This is a genomic window from Sutterella faecalis (genome assembly GCF_006337085.1).
Taxonomy (GTDB): domain Bacteria; phylum Pseudomonadota; class Gammaproteobacteria; order Burkholderiales; family Burkholderiaceae_F; genus Sutterella; species Sutterella faecalis.
The window spans coordinates 33597-52289 of the sequence record NZ_CP040882.1; the positions used below are offsets into that span (position 1 = coordinate 33597).

Annotated in this window: 14 protein-coding genes; 8 read left to right on the plus strand and 6 right to left on the minus strand. The window is 59.4% G+C overall.

The window, feature by feature from the left end:
* Positions 1 to 170 precede the first annotated feature (170 nt).
* Positions 171 to 2021: a C69 family dipeptidase gene (locus FG381_RS00130; protein WP_139686963.1), complete on the plus strand. Its 1851-nt coding sequence runs from the start codon at positions 171 to 173 to the stop codon at positions 2019 to 2021.
* A gap of 140 nt (positions 2022 to 2161) precedes the next feature.
* Here FG381_RS00130 and FG381_RS00135 read toward each other — a convergent pair whose 3' ends face one another.
* The 6 genes from FG381_RS00135 to FG381_RS00160 form a co-directional block, all read right to left on the minus strand.
* Positions 2162 to 2578, minus strand: coding sequence for a DoxX family protein (locus FG381_RS00135; RefSeq protein ID WP_139686964.1), 417 nt, complete (start codon positions 2576 to 2578; stop codon positions 2162 to 2164).
* 257 nt (positions 2579 to 2835) lie between these two features.
* Positions 2836 to 3990: an acyl-CoA dehydrogenase gene (locus FG381_RS00140; RefSeq protein WP_226960232.1), complete on the minus strand. Its 1155-nt coding sequence runs from the start codon at positions 3988 to 3990 to the stop codon at positions 2836 to 2838.
* A 47-nt stretch (positions 3991 to 4037) separates the two neighbouring features.
* Entirely contained in the window at positions 4038 to 5630 is a 1593-nt protein-coding gene (locus FG381_RS00145; RefSeq protein ID WP_139686965.1) for an acyl CoA:acetate/3-ketoacid CoA transferase, read from the minus strand.
* 254 nt (positions 5631 to 5884) lie between these two features.
* A complete protein-coding gene (gene aroD, locus FG381_RS00150; RefSeq protein WP_139686966.1) occupies positions 5885 to 6643 on the minus strand; it encodes a type I 3-dehydroquinate dehydratase in 759 nt (252 codons plus the stop codon).
* 109 nt (positions 6644 to 6752) lie between these two features.
* Positions 6753 to 7616, minus strand: a complete 864-nt coding sequence (gene ydiB, locus FG381_RS00155; RefSeq protein WP_139686967.1) for a quinate/shikimate dehydrogenase — start codon at positions 7614 to 7616, stop codon at positions 6753 to 6755.
* Between the two features lie 175 nt (positions 7617 to 7791).
* Positions 7792 to 9039 (minus strand): MFS transporter, encoded by a 1248-nt coding sequence (locus FG381_RS00160; protein WP_139686968.1) that lies wholly within the window; start codon positions 9037 to 9039, stop codon positions 7792 to 7794.
* A gap of 1487 nt (positions 9040 to 10526) precedes the next feature.
* Here FG381_RS00160 and FG381_RS00165 point away from each other — a divergent pair.
* From FG381_RS00165 to FG381_RS00195, 7 genes are all read left to right on the plus strand, one after another.
* Entirely contained in the window at positions 10527 to 11291 is a 765-nt protein-coding gene (locus tag FG381_RS00165; RefSeq protein ID WP_139686969.1) for an electron transfer flavoprotein, read from the plus strand.
* 27 nt (positions 11292 to 11318) lie between these two features.
* Positions 11319 to 12248, plus strand: coding sequence for an FAD-binding protein (locus tag FG381_RS00170; protein WP_139686970.1), 930 nt, complete (start codon positions 11319 to 11321; stop codon positions 12246 to 12248).
* Between the two features lie 183 nt (positions 12249 to 12431).
* The gene (locus FG381_RS00175) at positions 12432 to 13727 is read left to right on the plus strand and encodes an FAD-dependent oxidoreductase (RefSeq protein ID WP_139686971.1); all 1296 of its coding nucleotides are present in this window, start codon (positions 12432 to 12434) and stop codon (positions 13725 to 13727) included.
* Complete coding sequence (locus FG381_RS00180) at positions 13724 to 14035, plus strand: 4Fe-4S dicluster domain-containing protein (protein WP_139686972.1); 312 nt, start codon at positions 13724 to 13726, stop codon at positions 14033 to 14035. Before FG381_RS00175 ends, FG381_RS00180 begins: the two co-directional genes overlap by 4 nt.
* A 160-nt stretch (positions 14036 to 14195) precedes the next feature.
* Positions 14196 to 15860 (plus strand): medium-chain fatty-acid--CoA ligase, encoded by a 1665-nt coding sequence (gene fadK, locus FG381_RS00185; protein WP_139686973.1) that lies wholly within the window; start codon positions 14196 to 14198, stop codon positions 15858 to 15860.
* 605 nt (positions 15861 to 16465) lie between these two features.
* Positions 16466 to 17671: an MFS transporter gene (locus FG381_RS00190; protein WP_139686974.1), complete on the plus strand. Its 1206-nt coding sequence runs from the start codon at positions 16466 to 16468 to the stop codon at positions 17669 to 17671.
* Between the two features lie 53 nt (positions 17672 to 17724).
* Positions 17725 to 18612: an AraC family transcriptional regulator gene (locus FG381_RS00195; RefSeq protein ID WP_139686975.1), complete on the plus strand. Its 888-nt coding sequence runs from the start codon at positions 17725 to 17727 to the stop codon at positions 18610 to 18612.
* Positions 18613 to 18693 lie beyond the last annotated feature (81 nt).

Below are 18693 nucleotides of genomic sequence, written 5' to 3' on the forward strand. Positions count from 1 at the left end.
AAATCCCGAATAAGCACAAAAAGCATGCCGCCGGCATGAACTGAAGTTGGGACTTGTCCGAATAGAGATCTACAACAAATGTCTTAATCTCGTCTCCACAGCCGGGAGGGCGCTTACATAGCGTCCTGACAGAGCTGAAAAAAGAAATACCATCAAATGGAGAGAACTCTATGTCAATGAAATTCAAGGCAGTCGCCGCCGCCGTCGGGATTGCGCTCAGCGCGCTCACCTTCAATGCGATCGGCTGCTCGACCGTCATCGTCGGCAAGGACGTGAGCAAGACGGGCACAATCATCATCGGCCACAACGAAGACAACGGCGGCCGCATTCTGAACCCGCAGTACTGGGTGCCGCCGCAGGATCATGCAGAGGGCGAAATGATCAAGTTCGAGCCCGCCGCCGCCTCAATCCCGCAGGTCCAGCATACTTTCGGCTTCTATTGGTCTCAGACCTTTGATCCCAACGGCGCTTCCTTCTCGGACGGCTTCGTCAATGAAAACGGCGTCGTGATCGTGACGAACGCCTGCACGGGGATCTACGAGGACGACGTCATGCCGACCAAGGACGGCGGCATCGGCTACGGCATCCGCCGCCTGATGGCCGAACGCGCTACGAGCGCCCGTCACGCCATCGACATCGCGATCGACCTCCTCGGGAAGTACGGCTACTTCTCTGAAGGCCGCACCTACACGGTCGCCGACAGCAAGGAAGCCTGGCAGATCGCCATTCATCAGGGCAACACCTGGGTCGCGCGCCGCGTGAAGGACAATGAGGTCGTCTATATTCCCAATAATTTCATGATGGATCGCGTCGACGCCACCGATACGGAAAACGTCATCGTGGCGCCCGGAATGATTGAGCGCGCGATCAAGAACGGCCGCTACAAGCCCGCCGTTCCCGGCGTCTACAACGACTTCAACTTCCGCGTGGCCGTGGCGCCCGCTGAGCGCCGCGCAGCGGGATACAACCTTTCGCGCAACAACCTTGCCTGGAAGAAGTTGATCGGTCAGGACATCACGGATCCGGAAAAGTTCCCGTACAGCACGACTCAGTCGAAGAAGATGGGCGTCGAAGAGGTCGAGGATCTCCTTCGCACGCATGAACCGCAGATTGGGGACGATCCGGGCTGGTACCACCACCAGGGCATCGGCCTCTGCCGCCCGACCACGCATGAGTCCGGCGTCTACGTGCTCGACAAGAACCCGCTTCTCATCACGGGCTACCGCACGATGGCGCGTCCCTGCGAAACGCCTTACGTACCCTTCTTCCCGCTCGCAGCGCCTGCAAAAGCGGCCGCCTTCATGAGCTGGGAGAAGGCAACGGCTGAGCACTTCAAGGGCACGCCTGAGCTCTTTAGTTTCAATCCCGACTGGCAGTCCTTCCGCTTCGTCGAACTCGCCAACATCGTCGACTACAACCGCGATGCCTTTAAGGACAACACGAAGTTCATAAACGGCCTCGAGAAGACCTGGATGAAGGATGCGGCCGCCGCGAAGGCGCAGGCTGCAGCGCTTCTTGGGTTCTCGGAAGAAAAGGCCCGCGCCTATCTCCATGCCTTCAATGCCGAAGCCTTCGACAAGGCCCAGTATGCGGTCGGAGAAGAAGCGAGAAAGCTCATGCCGCACGAAGTTGCGGTGCTTGCCGACACGATCAATCCGAAGTCCGAGAAGACGGTCGACGTGGTGCTCTATTCGGACGCGAAGCTTGACGCTTCGAAGATCGACCTCTCGCGCACGCATGCCGGCGTCGGCCGCTCCTCGATCGGCACCACGGGCGTTGTGAGCGCGCTCGCGAAGCCCGTGAAGCATGAAGTAAAGGACATGAACGGCGACGGAAAGAAAGACATGGTCCTCACCTTCAAGGCCAGCGAGATCGCTCAGAACATGATTCCGGGCGCCACCTACGACATCTGGCTCTACACGATGGACGGGAAGAAGCGCGTAGCGGGCTTCGACACCGCCCTCATTGAGCCCGACGGCTACAAGCCCGTGAAGGCGAAGAGCGAGACGCACGACCGCTGATCGCGTTCAGGTCTTTCTTCTGAAAGGGACCTTCCTTGAATCTGAGATCGATTGAGGAAGGTTCCGGCAGGTCAAAAAGAGAGAAGCGTCGCAGGAATAAGAGCCTGCGGCGCTTCTCTTGCGTTTTACGCGGGAGGAAATCAGGCCTTCTTAGCAGCTGCCTTGGTCAGTCCAGAGAGGGAGAAGCTGCCTGCGCCCGTGAAGAAGAGCGTCACAAAGCCGAAGAGGTAGAGAAGCGGCATTTCGCGCGCGCCGAAGTCCTTTCCGGCAAGCACCACGAAGGCAATCGTGAGGAAGGTGCAGATGAGGGGAATGAGCGCGGCGCGCGTCCAGAGACCGATGAGGACGAAGATCGAGCAGACGACTTCGGCGAAAATCGCAAGAAGCAGAGCCGTCAGATGGCCCGTCTCAAAGGGATCCGGGAAGGAGTTGGAAAGTGAAGAGAAATTCTCGATTTTGGCAATGCCGTGCGTGAGAAGGCTCCCTGCAAGGGCGATGCGGAGAAAAAGGAGGCCGAAGGAAGTCGAAAGGGCGGAGCTGGTGAAGAGGCGGGACATTATGGATAAACCTTAAATATTGGGTAACGTTCGACAAAGAACGAATGAAAGGATGTTACCGCCTGCTTACTGGTAAAAACCTGATGTTACAATTCAAAATGGAAATAAACATTCCGGATTAGGGAAGTTGCCCTAGAGCCTGAGCGAGAACCTGACTCTGGTTCTCTAAGATGCCGCCGAAATAAAAACGCTCCGGAACCGTTTTTTAAGCAGTTCCGGAGCGCAAAGCGCAGTTCTGAAGGTTCAAAACATCAGGATTATTCGCGGTAGGCCTTCAGGATCTGACGGCCGGCGATGTAGATCATGATTTCGTCCGTGCCGCCGCCGATGCGTTCGCAGCGGACGTCGCGCCAGAGGCGGGAGACGCGGGCGTCGTTCGTGTAGCCGAGGCCGCCCATGATCTGGATCGCGTCGTCGATCACTTCAAGCGCCGTGCGGGCGCAGTAGAGCTTCGCAAGCGACGACGTCACGCGCAGCGATTCCTTGCGGTCCGCCTGCCAGGCCGTCTGCAGAACCATGTTGCGCATGTTCTTGCACTTGACGGCCATGAGGGCGAGCTTTTCCTGAATCATCTGGTTGAAGCCGATCGGCTGACCGAACGCGATGCGCTGGTTGGCGTAGCGGGCGGCGTCCTCGAAGGCGCATTCCGCAAAGCCCGTGCAGCGGGCGGCGTTGATGAGGCGCTCCATTTCGAAGTTGTACATGACGTTGAGGAAGCCCTTGCCTTCCTCGCCCACCATGTCGGATTCCTCAACCTCGACGTTGTCGAGGTAGACCTCGCAGGTGCTCACGAGGTGCCAGCCGATCTTGTGAAGGGGATTCACCTTGATGCCGGGCTTCTTCGCGTCGACCCAGAAGAGGGAGAAGGCTTTCTTCGGATCCTGCTGCTCGGGATCGCGGGCGATGACGAGCATGTACGGGTATTCGGCAGCGCCCGTGATGAAGGTCTTCTGGCCGTTGAGGTAGATCTTGCCGTTGCGGCGCGTGAAGGTCGTGGCGGTGGCGTTGCTGTCGCTCCCGGCGCCCGGTTCCGTGAGGGCGAGCGAGTAGGCGGGGTCGCCCGTGGCGGCCGTGCTTTCAGCGGTCTTTTTGAGCTGCTCGGGGGAGCCGAAGCGGAGCATCGAGTGGATGCACTGGCCGTTCGTAAGGAGGAAGGCCGGAGCGCCGCACTTGGCGACTTCCATGAGGGCGAGCATCTGCGTCACGTAGTCGGCCGGAATGCCGCCGAATTCTTCAGGGACGCCGAGCATCGAGATGCCGTTTTCGGCGAGGGCCTTCATGAATTCGCGCGGGTAGGTGCTCGTTTCGTCGTGGGTGCGCCAGTACTCTTCAGGGAACTCGGTCGTGATGAGTTCGCGGATGGAGGCAAGGAGCAGCTCCTGCTCTTCGGTGAGCGAAAAATCGATAGCCATTTTCTCTTTTCCTTGAAATGGGAAAGGTTTGGGAATTTGGGAAGGTGTTATTCAGCGTCGGGGAGCTTGAAGCCCATGACGGCATCCGTGAAGATGCACGCATCCATCTGCTTGAGATCCTTGTCGATCACGGGCTTGAAGCCCATCTTCGCGACGATGTCGCGCTCGATGTCGACGCCCGGAGCAACTTCGACGAGGTGGAGGCCGTCTTCCTTGAGGGTGAAGACCGCGCGTTCGGTGACGTAGCGGACGTCGAGACCGCGTTCGAGCGCAACCTTCCCCGAGAACGTGATTTCAGGGAGGTGGTCCACGAACTTCGTGACGCGCCCTTCCTGGGTGATCGTGAGCTTGCCGTCGCCGACTTCGGTCCTGAGGCCGCCCGCGGTGAGCGTGCCGCAGAAGACGATCTTCTTCGAGGTGGCGCTGATGTCGATGAAGCCGCCCGTGCCCATGATCTTGCCGTTGAACTTGTGGACGTTGACGTTGCCTTCCTTGTCGACTTCGGCAAAGGAGAGGTAGCAGACGTCGAGGCCGCCGCCGTGGTAGAAGTCGAACTGCGCGGTCATGTCGAGGATGGCGCGGGTGTTGACGTTTGCGCCGAAGGCGACGCCCTGCGTCGTGATGCCGCCGATCGGGCCCGTTTCAACGGTGAGGACGAAGTCTTCGTCGCAGCCTTCCTCGCGGGCGACGAGGCCGATGCCGTCGGCAATGCCGACGCCGACGTTGCCGATCGCCTGCTTCTTCATTTCATAGAGGGCGCGGCGGGCAACAACCTTGCGCTGGTTGAGCGGAATCTTGACGCGTTCGGAATCGTCGAGCGTGAAGTCGCCCGAGATGAAGCGGTTCACAGGGGCGCCGCCGTAGAGCTGCGTCTGCTGCGGGTCGACGACGACGATGTCGACGAGGTAGCCCGGGATGCGGACGTTCTTCGGATGAAGGGTCGCCTTCTTCACCATCTTCTGCACCTGCATCATCACGATGCCGCCGTTGTTGTGAACGGCTTCGGCGATGACGAGGGCGTCGAGGTACATGACCTCGTCCTCAAAGGTCGCATAGCCCTCGCTGTCGCAGGTCGTGGCGCGGATGAAGGCGACATTGGGCGGAACCGACTTGTAGTAGAGGTATTCCTTGTCGTCGATGTTGACGAGCTTGATCAGGTCTTCCTTCGTCACGTCGTTCAATTTGCCGCCCTGGTTGCGCGGATCGACGAAGGTGCCGAGGCCGATTTCCGAGATGATGCCGGGCTGGTGGGCAGCAGACGCGCGGAGCATCTGCGTGAGGACGCCCTGCGGGTAGTTCCAGGCAGAGATCTTGTTCTGCTCAGCGAGCTCGGAAATGCGGGGCGACTGTCCCCAGTGGCCGCAGAGCGCCCACTTGACGAGGCCTTCCTGGGCAATCGGGCTGATGCCGCGCTCGGCGCGGTCGCCGAGACCCGTCGGGCTGATGATGCCGAGGTTCTTCGGGGTCTGGGTGGTCTTGTAGCGTTCGGCGAGCGCTTCGATGAGCTTCGTCGCTTCAAGAATGCCGCCGCCGGCGCCGAGAACGCAGAGCGTGGCTTCGTCAGGAATGTAGGTCACGGCCTCTTCGGCGGACATGACGGGCACGCGGCCGTTGATGCGCTTGGGTTTTGCAATCTGCATGGAATTCTCCGGATAGAGCGGCCCGCACCGGGAGAACCCTGCGGACGCTTTGCTCGTAAATTTGGGGTTTCGGATTCGTCTACGCCCTTTTCGGGCGCGAGATAACCCGGCTGCGGCGCTTTTAGGGCGCAGCAGAGTGCTGGAGGTTTTCAGAAAATCGATCGTGCGGGCCCGCAGGGAAGAACTTCACTCGTGCGGGCGCGGTCCGCGTCCCGGCTGAAGAACGCCGGGGAGCGCGGGAAGACGGCCGGAAATTAAGCCGCGTGAATGATCGAGAGGACCGTGCGGAGGTCGGTCACGGAGATCTGGCCCGGGGCGGAGGCCTTCTGGACGGCGCCGAAGGTGGCGGCGGAACCGAAGACTTCGCCGGCAAGGCGGGAGATGACGCCGGTCTTAGACATCGACATCGTGATGATCGGACGGTCGGCAATCTTCTCGGAAACTTCAAGGGTGGCGGCAAGAACCGTGAGAACGTCGGTCTTGGATTCGGGCATGAGCGCGATCTTGGGCACGTCGGCGCCGAGTTCCTGCATCTTGGTGAGGCGCTTGACGATCTCTTCCTTCGCCGGCGTCTTGTGGAAGTCGTGGTTCGACATGATGACCTTCACGCCCTTCGCATGCGCGCGGGCGATGGCCTGGGAGACGAGGGCGTCGCCCGTGAAGAGCTCAAGGTCGATCGCGTCGACGAGGCCGCTTTCAGCCATGGCGATGTTGAGCGCAATGTAGGCTTCGGGAGCAAGTTCCTCTTCGCCGCCTTCCTTCTTGCTGCGGAACGTGAAGAGGATGGGCTTGTCGGGGAAGACTGCGCGGAGTTCGCGCAGGGCTTCGAGGGCGGCCGCCGTGTCGGCGATGGCGGCGAAGTGGTCGCCGCGCCATTCGAGGATGTCGAAGTCGGCGGAGCGGTAGGCGAGGGCTTCGCTCTTGACGGCGGCAATGTCCTTCGCCATCAGGGAGACGATGATCTTCGGGGCGCCTTCGCCCAGGGTAACGTTTTTAATCTGAACTGTCTGCATTTCAGAATCCGGAGAGAGGAGAAAGTAAGGATACGGTGCTTTTCGGGGATCCGCGCCCCCCGCCGGACGGAGCTGGAGAAGATGCCGTCCGGACGGGGAAGTCAGCGGATTACTTGAAGCCCATCGCTTCGCGGATGTAGTCGATCGGGAAGTCTTCGCCGGTCCAGAGCTTGAACTGCTCGTAGCCCTGCCAGAGGAGCATGCCGTAGCCGTCGACGGTCTTGCAGCCGGCAGCCTGAGCCTGCTCGAGGAGCTTGGTGATGTGCGGGTTGTAGACGCATTCGGAGACGAGGAGATCCGGGCGGAGCATCGAGACGTCCTTGATGACGGAGAGCTCGTGGAGCGGCTTCATGCCGACCTTGGTGGCGTTCGTGAGAACGTCGGCGCCGGCGATGGCGTCGCCGAAGAGCTTCTCATCGTCGAGGTCGCAGACCGTGACGCGGCAGTCGGAGTTGTCGTTCACGCGCTTCGCAAAGGCGTGGGCGCCTTCCCAGAATTCGTCCTTGCGGTTGAAGAGCTTGATTTCCTTGAAGCCTTCAACGGCAGCCTGAGCACCGATGGCGGTGGCGGCGCCGCCCGCACCGACGAGGACCATGGTCTTGCCCTTCACGTCGAAGCCGGTTTCCTTGATGGCGCGGATGTGGCCCGTGCCGTCCGTGTTGTAGCCCTTCAGGTAGCCGTTGTCGTTCACGATCGTGTTGATGGCGCCGGCGAGCTTGGCGGCCGGGGCGAGTTCGTCCATGAACTGGATGGCGAGCTGCTTATTCGGCATTGAGACGCCCGAGCCGCGCATCTTCAGAGCGCGAAGGCCCTTGATGGCATCCGGGAAGGAGGCGTTGTCGACCTCGAAGGCCATGTAGCAGTAGGGAAGGCCGAGCTTGTCGAGAGCGCGGTTCTGCATCGTCGGCGAGAGGCTGTGACGAATCGGGTAAGCCATGAGGCCGATGAGCTCGTACTTAGCGGTGACTTCCATTTTTGACTCCTTCAAATATTTAGGAAATGCGGAAGATTTGGAGATCGGGGTTCCGGGACCAGGGATCGGGTCCATGAGCCGGAGCGCCCGGGGATATCCGGCTTCCGGGGAAGAGCGGGGAAAGGTTCCTCACTCTTTCCGGAAAAGCCTGTTGGGTTGGGTTAGAGAAAGCGGATTACTTGATGAAGCGCGCTTCGCCGAAGCGGACGTCCTGCGCCGGGATCGAGAAGATCGCGTAGTAGCGGCGGAAGAGGTAGAGCGACGTGAGGAGCGTGAGAACAGCGAGACCAAAATCGAGGAGGATGATGTACTTGATGCTGATCTGCGAGAGGTAGCCGGTGGCGAGCGGGATCACGAAGTTTGCGAGGCCGCCCATCATCATGTAGACCGAGGTCACCTTCGCCTTGCTCTTCGGGAAGAATTCAGCCATCACCGCAACGCCGAGCTGCAGGATGCCGCCCGCGGCGGAGAAGCCGATCAGGAAGGCGCTCGCCTTGCAGATGAGAGGCGTCGGGTAGAGGAAGAGAACGAGTGAGGCGAGGCAGGCGATGAGGCTGTTGAGAACCATCGCCCAGACCGGACGGACCTTCGACTTCAGGAGGTAGGCGAAAGCGAAGACGCAGACGAGCGAACCGATGCTGTAGTAGGAGATCGTCGTGAGGGACTCCGATTCCGACATCCCGCCGAAGGCCATGGCATAGCGCGGCATCCAGACGGCAATCACGTAGAAGGTCGAGAAGGCGGCGACGCCGAAGATCACGGCCATGAGGCCTTCACCCCAGTAGGAGGGCTGCTGGCGCATCTGCGGCAGATCCTTGAGAACCGCTGCGTCGACGGCCTGGCTCGGGAAGCGGCACTTAAGGACGAGAAGCGTGATGAGGACGAAGATGATGCCCGGCACAATGAAGGCGTAGCCGTACCAGAGGCTCGAGACCATGAGGAAGCTCACGGCCATCGGATAGAGCATCTGGCCGAAGGAAACCATGGCCTTCAGCAGAATCACGGCGGAGCTCGAGGCTTTCGGGAAGCATTCAATCAGAGCCGGATACCCGCCCGTGTCGATCGCTGAGTTGGCTGCGCCCACCGCAAAGGCGAGGCAGAAGGCAACCATCAGGTTGGGGCTGTAGGGGATGCCGAAGAAGAAGATCATGTAGAGGATGATCCCGAGGAGAATCATCGCGCGGCGGCCGAACTTGTCCGAGAGCGCGCCGAAGAAGAGGATCGTGACGAGGCGGCCGAGGCCGATGCCGGAAATCAGGTAGGCGATGCCGGCGCTGTCGGTGGCGAACTTCTCGGCAAGGGAAGTCATGTTCTGCGCGAGCGCGATGACGCTCGCGCCGTGCAGGAAGTAGCTGAGGTAGATGCCTATCGCTGCGAGCATGAAGGACGTGCCTTTCGACGGCCCGGCTGGTGATTGACTCATGGGTTTTCTCCGGTTGAGAAAGCTGCAGGCATTAAAAAAAGCTTTTTAAATATTTGGCTCTTAATCGTGAAGCAGCTGTCAGGAGAAATAAAAATATTTCTGAATGAGAAAATTTCTCCGGCAGGAACTTGACTGATTTATTTTGCTGTCTGCAACTATCGATTTAGTTCCATTGGACGAGAGTCATTATCGAAAGCGGGCGGATGAAAACGAATGCAATTTGGTGTTTTAATTCTCAAGAATGATGCAGGGACCCGGCGCTTTCCGGACAATGCTTAAAAACGATATCTCCCGGATGATTGGGGAAAATGCTCCGGTTAAACCGGAAAAGCCCGGATGAATGAGCAGTGGTTTTTTGCTTGTCGCTCAGGACAATCCTGCACGGGCTGCAGAATTTTTCGCTTCCTCCGCCCCCGAAAGCGGGGTCGGAAGGCTTTTTTGAGGGGCTTGCGAAAGGGCGGATAAGAGGGTTCGGGACCAGGGGCGAGGCCCTCAGCCGGTGCGCTATCTGCCGAGAGGTGAGCAGTCGCTTTCGCCGATCCAACTTATTGATAAATATTGGATCGTGAGATAAATCGACTCTCGCGGTCTGGTTCCTGAAGGGACGCCCGGGCGATCCCCTATATATAAGGGGCGCTGCTCGCGAAGGAGCTGAGCGAGCCTTCCTTCCGTCGAAAAGGGCGTTTTCAACAAAGCTGCATCTCAGGGCCGGGAAGCGGTGAGAAAAAGCGTTTTGAGGCAGAAAGCGGCATCCGGAGAAGAGGAGAAAGCATCCAAAAAGAGCGCCGCGCATGGGGCGGGAAGGCGAAATCTCATGGGTCTTCTCAGCGGAGTATCAAACTATTTCAAATAAAACAATTAATTGCGAACCGATATCTCCATGCCGGGCGCGCTCCGGAAGGCGGTTCGAGGCCTTCAATAATCCTGCAGGCAGGGTGATCAATCTTGCTGCAGGCGCTTTCCGCGGGTGGAAATGCGGGAGCGTCCAGGGCTCCGGAATGGCGGCGCCGGGGAGGGCGAAGGATGCTTCGGGATGAATGCAATTATTTTGATTGTTAAGGGAAAATTCATATTATCCCGCGTGAGCTGAACGTTTCGCCGGGTGCTTTCGGGCCCAAAAAAGCAGAGAAAGCCGTCTGAACGATCTGGCAGAGAAAGCGTGCTTTCGGCATGCCTATCGCAAAAGCGCCTTAATCCCATGCGGAATAAGGCCTGAGGAACGATTGATCGAGGAAGGGTTATTTATAGACTCGATCGTGCTCTGCAGAATTATTCAAATGAAAAGCAAGTAACCATCTCGCGGCTTTTGAATTAAGCCGGCAATATGTGCACAGCTTGAGGGACTTAATTCGAAAGAACGAATAAAAGCGCTCATTCCAGATATTTATTCCTGATATTCCGCATGACCGCTGAAAAGGTCTCTGACATATTTTCAGATATATACCCAGCCGGCCCTCATGCACACATCAAATAACGAAGGAGTCATTATGCATATCGTTACTTGCTTCAAGGTTGTGCCGGAAGAGCAAGACATCGTCGTGACGCCCGACAGCAAGCTGAATTTTGATCGCGCCGAAGCGAAGATCAGCCAGTTTGACCTGAACGGCATCGAAGCCGGCGTTGTTCTGGCCGCCGACGGCGACACGGTCACCGCGCTTTCCGTGGGCGGAAAGTATCTTGAGAATACGAAGCTGAGAAAGGACGTTCTTTCCCGCGGTCCCTCTGAACTCGTTCTCGTGAAGGACGCTGCCTTCGAAGGTGCGCTTCCCGACGTGACGGCCTCCGCGATTGCCGCAGCCGTGAAGACGACGGGCTTTGACCTCCTCGTCTTCGGCGAAGGCTCGGGCGACCTTTACGCCCAGCAGGTGGGTCTCCTCACCGCCGGTCTCCTCGGCATTCCCTGCGTCAATGCGGTGAGCAAGGTTGAAAAGGCGGGCGACAAGGTTCTCGTTGAACGTTCGCTTGAAAACGAAGTCGAAGTGATCGAGCTTCCGCTCCCGGCGGCCGTCTGCGTGACGAGCGACATCAATACGCCGCGCATCCCGACCATGAAGGCCATTCTCGGCGCGGGCAGAAAGCCCACGAAGGCGCTCGGCGCTGCCGACATCTCCTGGAGCGCTCCGGCTCAGGTCGCCGAACTCGAATCCGTCGTCGTTCCGCCGACGAAGCAGCGCGCGCACGACGTCGTCGAAGGCGATTCGCCTGAAGTCGTCGCTGAGTTTGCTCAGAAGATCAAGGGCCTTTTCAACTAATCCAGCGCATCGCAGGAGAAATTCATCATGAAGCAGATCAATACTGTTTGGGTCTTCGCTGATGCGGCTGACCGTTATGCCGACCTTATTTCCGGCGCGAAGAAGACGGGCGCGAAGGTGAACGCCGTCGTCGTCTCCGAAGCGGGCGTTCAGGCGCTGCGCGCTTCCGGCCCGGATGCGGTCTACGACCTCGCCGTCGCTGCGGACGGCTGCGTTGAAAACTACGCCGCGAGCCTCGCCGCCGTCATCACGGGCGAAGGGAACCTTGTTCTTCTCGACGTGACGAAGCGCTCCAAGGCCTTTGCGGCTGCGCTCTCGCAGAAGCTCGGCGCCGCGCTCGTCAACGACGCGCTGTCGCTCAATCCTGCCGCCGACGGCCTGCGCGTCTCGTTCCGCACCTACGGCGGTCTTGCGGTCGGAACCGAAAAGGTTCTTTCCGCCAATGCGGTGGTGACGGTTTCGGGCGGCGTCTTTGCGCCGGAAGCTGCCGAATCCTCGGCTGACCTCGCCGTCACGAAGGTTGCGTACGTTGCGCCCGCCAATGCGCTCGTCGTCAAGGAACGCCGCGCGAAGGCCCAGAGCGCCGTCGATCTCACGAAGGCGAAGCGCGTGGTCGGCGTCGGCCGCGGCATCGCCAAGGAAGCGGATCTTGCGCTTGCCGACGCGCTCGCGAAGGCGATCGGCGCCGAAGTCGGGTGCTCGCGTCCGATCGCCGAAGGCGAACACTGGATGGAGCGCGAGCGCTACATCGGCGTTTCGGGCGTTCTCCTGAAGGGCGACGTCTACGTTGCGCTCGGCATCTCCGGCCAGATTCAGCACATGGTCGGCGTCAACGACTGCGGCACGATCATCGCGGTCAACAAGGACAAGAACGCGCCGATCTTCAACTACTGCGACTACGGCATCGTGGGCGACATCTACAAGGTTCTCCCCGAACTCACCAAGGCGCTCTCCTGACAGCGCTTGAACTGAAGCAATGCGTCCGGCCGGAGCTTTCTCCTCGGATCCGGCCGGACGCTGCGGCTTTTTCCCCTTTCCCTCCATTCCCTCCAGAAGGATCCTTGCGCGCGGAAGGCTGAGCTTATTGCTCCTTTTGGGCTCAGCCGGCCGCTTTCCCCCAGGGTCCTCTCCAGAAGAACCATGTCCGAAGAAAAATTTGACGCCATCGTGGTCGGCGCCGGCATCGCCGGCTCCACCGCCGCCTACGTCATGGCCAAAGCCGGGCTCGATGTTCTCGTCATTGAGCGCGGCAACTATCCCGGCAGCAAGAACATGACGGGCGGGCGCCTCTATGCGCACAGCCTCGAGCGCGTCATCCCGGGCTTTGCCAAGGAAGCCCCGGTCGAACGCCGCGTGACCCGCGAGAAGATCTCCTTCATGACGGAGGAAGATACGGTTACGCTCGACTACCACTCTGCTGCACCCAAAACTCCTGAAGCCGAGTCCTACACAGTGCTTCGCGGCAAGTTCGATCAGTGGCTTGCATCGAAGGCGGAAGAGGCCGGTGCTCAGTTCATTCCCGGCATCCGCGTCGACCGCCTGCTTCAGGATGAAGCGGGCCGCATCACGGGCGTTCAGGCGGGCGAGGATGAGCTCGAAGCCAACGTCGTGATTCTCGCCGACGGCGTCAATTCGCTTCTCGCGAAGTCGATCGGCATGCTCCCCGAATACACGCCGCATCAGTACGCGGTGAGCGCGAAGGAAGTGATTGAGCTCCCGAAGAAGGTGATTGAGGACCGCTTCGGACTCTCGGGCGACGAAGGCGTCGCCTGGCTCTTCGCGGGCTCCTGCTCCGACGGATTGATGGGCGGCGGCATCATCTACACGAACGAAGACACGGTGTCCCTCGGCATCGTCTGCGGCCTTGGCGAAATCGAAAAGGCCGGGAAGACGGTACCGCAGATGCTCGAGGACCTGAAGAACCATCCTTCCGTGAAGCCTCTGATTGAGGGCGGAAAGATCGTCGAATATTCCGGCCACATGGTGCCCGAGGGCGGCTACGCGATGGTTCCGAAGAAGCTCGCCGGAGACGGCGTGATGATCACGGGCGACGCTGCGGGCCTCTGCATCAATCTCGGCTTCATCGTGCGCGGCATGGACCTTGCCGTGACGTCCGGCGAACTCGCGGGCCGCGCGGTCATCGCCGCCAAGGAGAAGGGCGACTTCTCCGCCGCTGGGCTGGCTTCCTACCAGACGGAACTCGAAAAGAGCTTCGTCATCCGCGACATGAAGCAGTACCAGGATGTGCCGCATCTCATTGAAAATCCGCGGCTCTTTACGGTTTACCCGGAACTCGTCGCCGGCATCATGCGCGACCTCTTCCGCATCGACGGGAGCCCCGTGCCGCCCGTGCGCTCCATGCTCTGGAAGCACGTCAAGCAGGCGGGCGCCTGGAATCTCATTAAGGACGGCTACGGCTGGGGGAAAGCGCTATGACGCAAGAGAAAGAAACGGCTCCGGTCAATGTCGACGCGAAGCTCTCCACGGACAAGTTCTTCGTCGATGAAGGCAACGCGCACATTGTGTTGAAGGAAATCGTCACCGAAGAGGATCGGCGCGAATTCAGAAAGCTCGTCAAGGCCTGCCCGGCCAACCTCTACAAGGAGGATGCCGAGGGGAACCTGCAGTTCGACTGCGCGGGCTGTCTCGAATGCGGCACCTGCCGAGTTCTCTGCGGCAGCACCATTCTGAAGAAATGGGAATTCCCGCAGGGCACCTTCGGGGTTGAGTTCCGCTTCGGCTGATGCCGGAAGCGACGGCGACGCATTCCCTGCTCTGATCGAGGAGAGACAGTCCCTCGAAAGTCCTGCTCCCGGCAGCACTTTTCGAGGCAGTCTCTCCTCTTTTTTCCCCACCCGACATTCCATTCACAACCCTCAAACGCATCAAGAAGAGAGTCCGGTCATGCATGCTCAGTATCAGATCAGCCCGGAAAGACGCGAGCTTTACCGCAAGGAAGGATTCTGGGGCGACGCTTCGCTCGCCGACTGGTGGCGTCACGCGGTCCTCGCCTGTCCCGACCGACGCGCGGTCCGGGACAACCACGGCGCTGCATATACCTATCGAGAACTCGACGACCGGGCGTCGCGCCTTGCCGCCTGGCTCCGGAAGAAGGACATCGGCAGGGGCGACGGCGTCGCGATTGATCTTCCCGGCTGGTGCGAATTCACGGCAGCCTACATCGCCTGCCTGAAGCTCGGCGCCGTGACGGTGCCGATTCTTCCCTCGTGGCGCGAGGCGGAGCTCTCCTGGGCGCTCGAAAAATGCGAAATCCGCGCGGTCTTCACGCCTACTGCCTTTAAGAAGGTGAAGCCCGTCGAAATGATGGCGCGCCTCTCGAAGACGCTGCCGCAGCTCGCGGCCGTGGTTGCGGTCGACAAGCTCGAAGGCCTTCCCGAGGGGTTCGAGCGCGACGAAAAGGTTGCCGTCCTCTCGGAAATCATTCAAAAGAGCGAACCGCTTGACGAGGAAGCAAAGACTTCGGGCGACGATCTCGCCGCCGTGCTCTTTACGTCCGGAACTGAAGGCTTGCCGAAGGGCGTCATGCTCACCCATAACAACATTCTCGCGAGCGAGCGCGCTTATGCGGCAAGGCTCGGGCTTTCCTGGCTCGACAGCTTCCTCATGCCCGCGCCTCTGGGACACGCCACGGGGTTCCTGCACGGCGTGACGCTGCCCTTCATTCTCGGCGGCGAATCCGTGCTTCTCGACATCTTCAAGGCGGATCAATGCCTTGATCTGATTGAAAGCGAGCGCATTACGTGCGTTCTCGGCGCCACGCCCTTCGTCTACGACATCCTTGCAGAAATCAAAAAGGAGCCGCGCGACCTTTCGTCCCTTCGCTTCTTCCTCTGCGGCGGCACCACGATTCCGCCCAGGATCTTCAGCGAATGCAGAACATTAGGCATCCGGCTCTTCTCGGTCTACGGCTCTACGGAAAGCTCTCCCCATTCGGTCGTGAAGCCCGACGACACGCGCGCGCACGCGGAATTGACCGACGGCTGCGCCGTGCCGGGCGTTGAAATCCGCGTCGTTGATGCGGAGCACCATGAGGTGCCGGCGGGCGACGAGGGCGAGGAAGCTTCCCGCGGCCCCAACGTGTTCGTGGGCTACCTCGGAGAGCCCGAAATCACCGCCCGGGCGCTCGACGCCGACGGCTGGTACTACTCGGGCGACCTCTGCCGCACGGACGATACCGGAAGCTACATCAAGATCACCGGCCGCAAAAAGGACATCATCGTGCGGGGCGGCGAGAACATCTCAAGCCGCGAGGTCGAGGACATCCTGATGGAGCATCCGTCGATCAGGGCTGCTGCCGTGGTGGCGATGCCCGACGATCGTTTGGGCGAGCGCACCTGCGCCTATGTGGTGGAAAAGCAGGGTGCGGCGAAGCTCGCGCTCAGGGACATTGTTGCCTTCTTCGATGCGAGGCGCGTCGCCAAATACAAGTTCCCGGAATATCTCGTCGTCGTCCCGGAACTCCCGCGCACTGCTTCGGGCAAGGTCCGCAAATTCGAATTGAAGCGCGACATCATCGCGCGCCTCAATAAAGGCATGGCTTCCGACTAGCGTCTGCGCCGCCGGCGCTGAACACAAGTACCGATTCTTTTCTCTCCTGAAACCGAGCTTGCTCGGGGTCCCCTCCGGCACCCGCTGCGTCTTTTTTACTCCTTTGAGGCGCATCGGGTGCCTATTTTTTTGATTCGCATATGGGAAAAAGAGCAAAAGTGAAGCGCATCTGCAGAACAATTCGCGGCCCCGTGCAGAGTCTTTCAGGTTTTGCGCGTAATTGTCCCGAACCTCTGCACGATAATCGCGCTCCACTTTTTGTTTCAACCGAAGGCTGGTTCGACTCATTCTTTATAACTAGCTCATTTCTACTAACTTTTGCTTCTTTTCTCTTGTGGTCCTGCAACACTTTTCATGCATTCCGAAGTGGGTATTTTTGTGCAGGATAGTTCGTCAGATTTGCAAGGTCGGAGGTTTTTGAAAACGGCTTAATTCCCGAGAATTATCTGGTGGTGATGAGAGAGGCTTCGCCGCTGCGAGCGGACTTTCTCGACCATAACTATTCTGCTTCGTTCGACCGGAAATCTGAAGACGCGAGTGCTTCCTGCATCCGATGGAATGAGAGGCCCCCCAGGAAATCTCAAAGGATGATTAGGGAGTAAGGAATGCCAGTCAGCCGGTACTTCACCGCCTTCTGCCTCTACCTCAACTACATGGTTCACGGCATCGGCGTGCTCATCATCAGCCTCAACATGCATTCGCTTGAGGTGCAGTGGAGTACTGATGCGGCGGGCGTTTCGGTCGTGATCTCCTCCCTTGGTCTCGGCCGCTTCGCGCTCCTCTACATCGCGGGCACGCTCTCCGACCGATGGGGACGCAAGCCCTTCGTGCTCGGCGGCATTGCCGTCTATATGGCCTTCTTCATCGGACTGCTCTTCACGCACGACCTGACGCTTGCCTACGTTTTTGGGTTCCTTGCGGGCTCAGCCAACAGCCTTCTTGACGCGGGCACCTATCCGAAGCTCATGGAGCTTTTTCCCGATTCGCCCGGGCCCGCCGTCATTCTCATCAAAGCCTTCGTGGCCTCCGGCCAGTTCATTCTGCCCCTCGTCGTGAGCGTCCTCGCGGCGCTCAACCTCTGGTACGGCTGGTCCTTCATTGCGGCTGCGGCAGTGCTCGCCGTCAACTTCGTCATTCTCCTGCGGATGGGCTCCAGGGGTTCAGCGGGGCAACAGAAGGCGTCGGAGAACCTCGGGAAGAACAGCGGAGCGAAGTCGGGTTCTGAAAGCATCGCAATTCCTGATCTCGTGAGCTACACGCTTTTTGGCTACGTCGCCATGGCAACCTTCTACCTCGTAAGTCAGTGGCTCGCGCAGTACGGCGAACAGGTGGCCGGCATGGACTTCGAATCGTCGCTCCAGCTCCTTTCCATCTATACGACGGGTTCGATCTGCGGCGTCTTTCTCTCGTCGCTTGCCCTCAAGACGTTCCTCAAGGCCCGCGAGATGCTCCTCATCTGCACGGTCATGAGCTTTCTCTCGCTTCTCGTCGTGACGCTCTGGCCCACTTCACTCTTTGTCACGGTTTTTGCCTTCGTCTTCGGATTCTTTGCGGCGGGGGGCGTCCTGCAGCTTGGACTCACGCTTCTCGCCGCTCAGTTTCCCTCCGCCAAGGGGAAGGCTACGGGTATCTACTATAGTGCGGGGAGCATTTCCAACTTCACGATCCCGCTCATTACCGCCTGGATTGCGAGAAACGATTCCATCCTTGGAATCTTCCGCTTTGATGTCGTGATTGCCGCTGTCGGCGTCGTGCTTGCCTGCTTCATTGCCTGGCGAAGCCGCCGGGCGGAGGCGCTCCTCGGGAGCTAGGCCGCCTGACGCTCAGATTGGAACCCGACTCTCGCTTTCGACAGGATATCGATATGTTTCAAAAGTACTTCGAACCGTCAGAACACCTGCATTTTGAGGGAGACAAGCTGCCCAAGATCTCGCGCTACGTCCTGAGCGACGATCCGCACTGGGCGTCCGGCTACCATATGCACGACAACGAAACGGAGCTCGTGTGGGTGGAAAAAGGCACCGTGCAGCTCATGGTCAATGCCAACAAGTACACGGCGAACGCAGGCGACATCATTGCGCTCGAGAAAGGGAATTTCCATATGGTCGCGTCGGACGATTCCGATCCTGCGACCACCTACACCTGTGCGGTATACGGCTTCAAGTTCCGCGAGCGCGATGAGCTCGACCATGTGCTTCTCCCCGGCATGCTCCCCGTTGCGAAGGTGACGGAAGGCGCCGCCACGATCGGCGCCATCTTCCGCGAAATGGATGCGCTTCTTTCTTCCGAGAGCGTTCTTGTCCCGGAGGTGGCCAACGCCTTCGCCACGGTCCTTACCGTGCTTTTCTACGAGAACTTCCGGCTCGCGAATCAATTCTCAAAAGACAAGAAGCTGAGGAACCTCCTCATCCGCGAAGTGCTCGTGTACCTGAACGAGAACTACAAGGAAAAGATCACGCTTGAGTCGCTCTCGAAGAAATTCCGTGCAAGCGTCAGCTACATCGCGCACGAGTTTGCGAAGGAATACGGCATTTCGCCCATCAACTACGTGATTCAGCGTCGCATTACGGAAGCCAAGTTCGCGCTCACGACCACGTCGGAGAGCTTGAACCAGATTGCCTGGAAGGTTGGCTACGAGAACACGTACCACTTCTCGAAGCTCTTCCTGAGGCATGTCGGCTGCTCGCCCACGGAATACCGGAAGAAGTTCAACCATCTGCACGACGAAGCGGATGGTTCTAAGGAGGCATAGGCATTGCGGATAATGCCTGAGAGGAGCGGTTCTCCGGGAAATCTTGAAGCGCGCGCACGCATGCCGGCGGCTGCCGGGTGA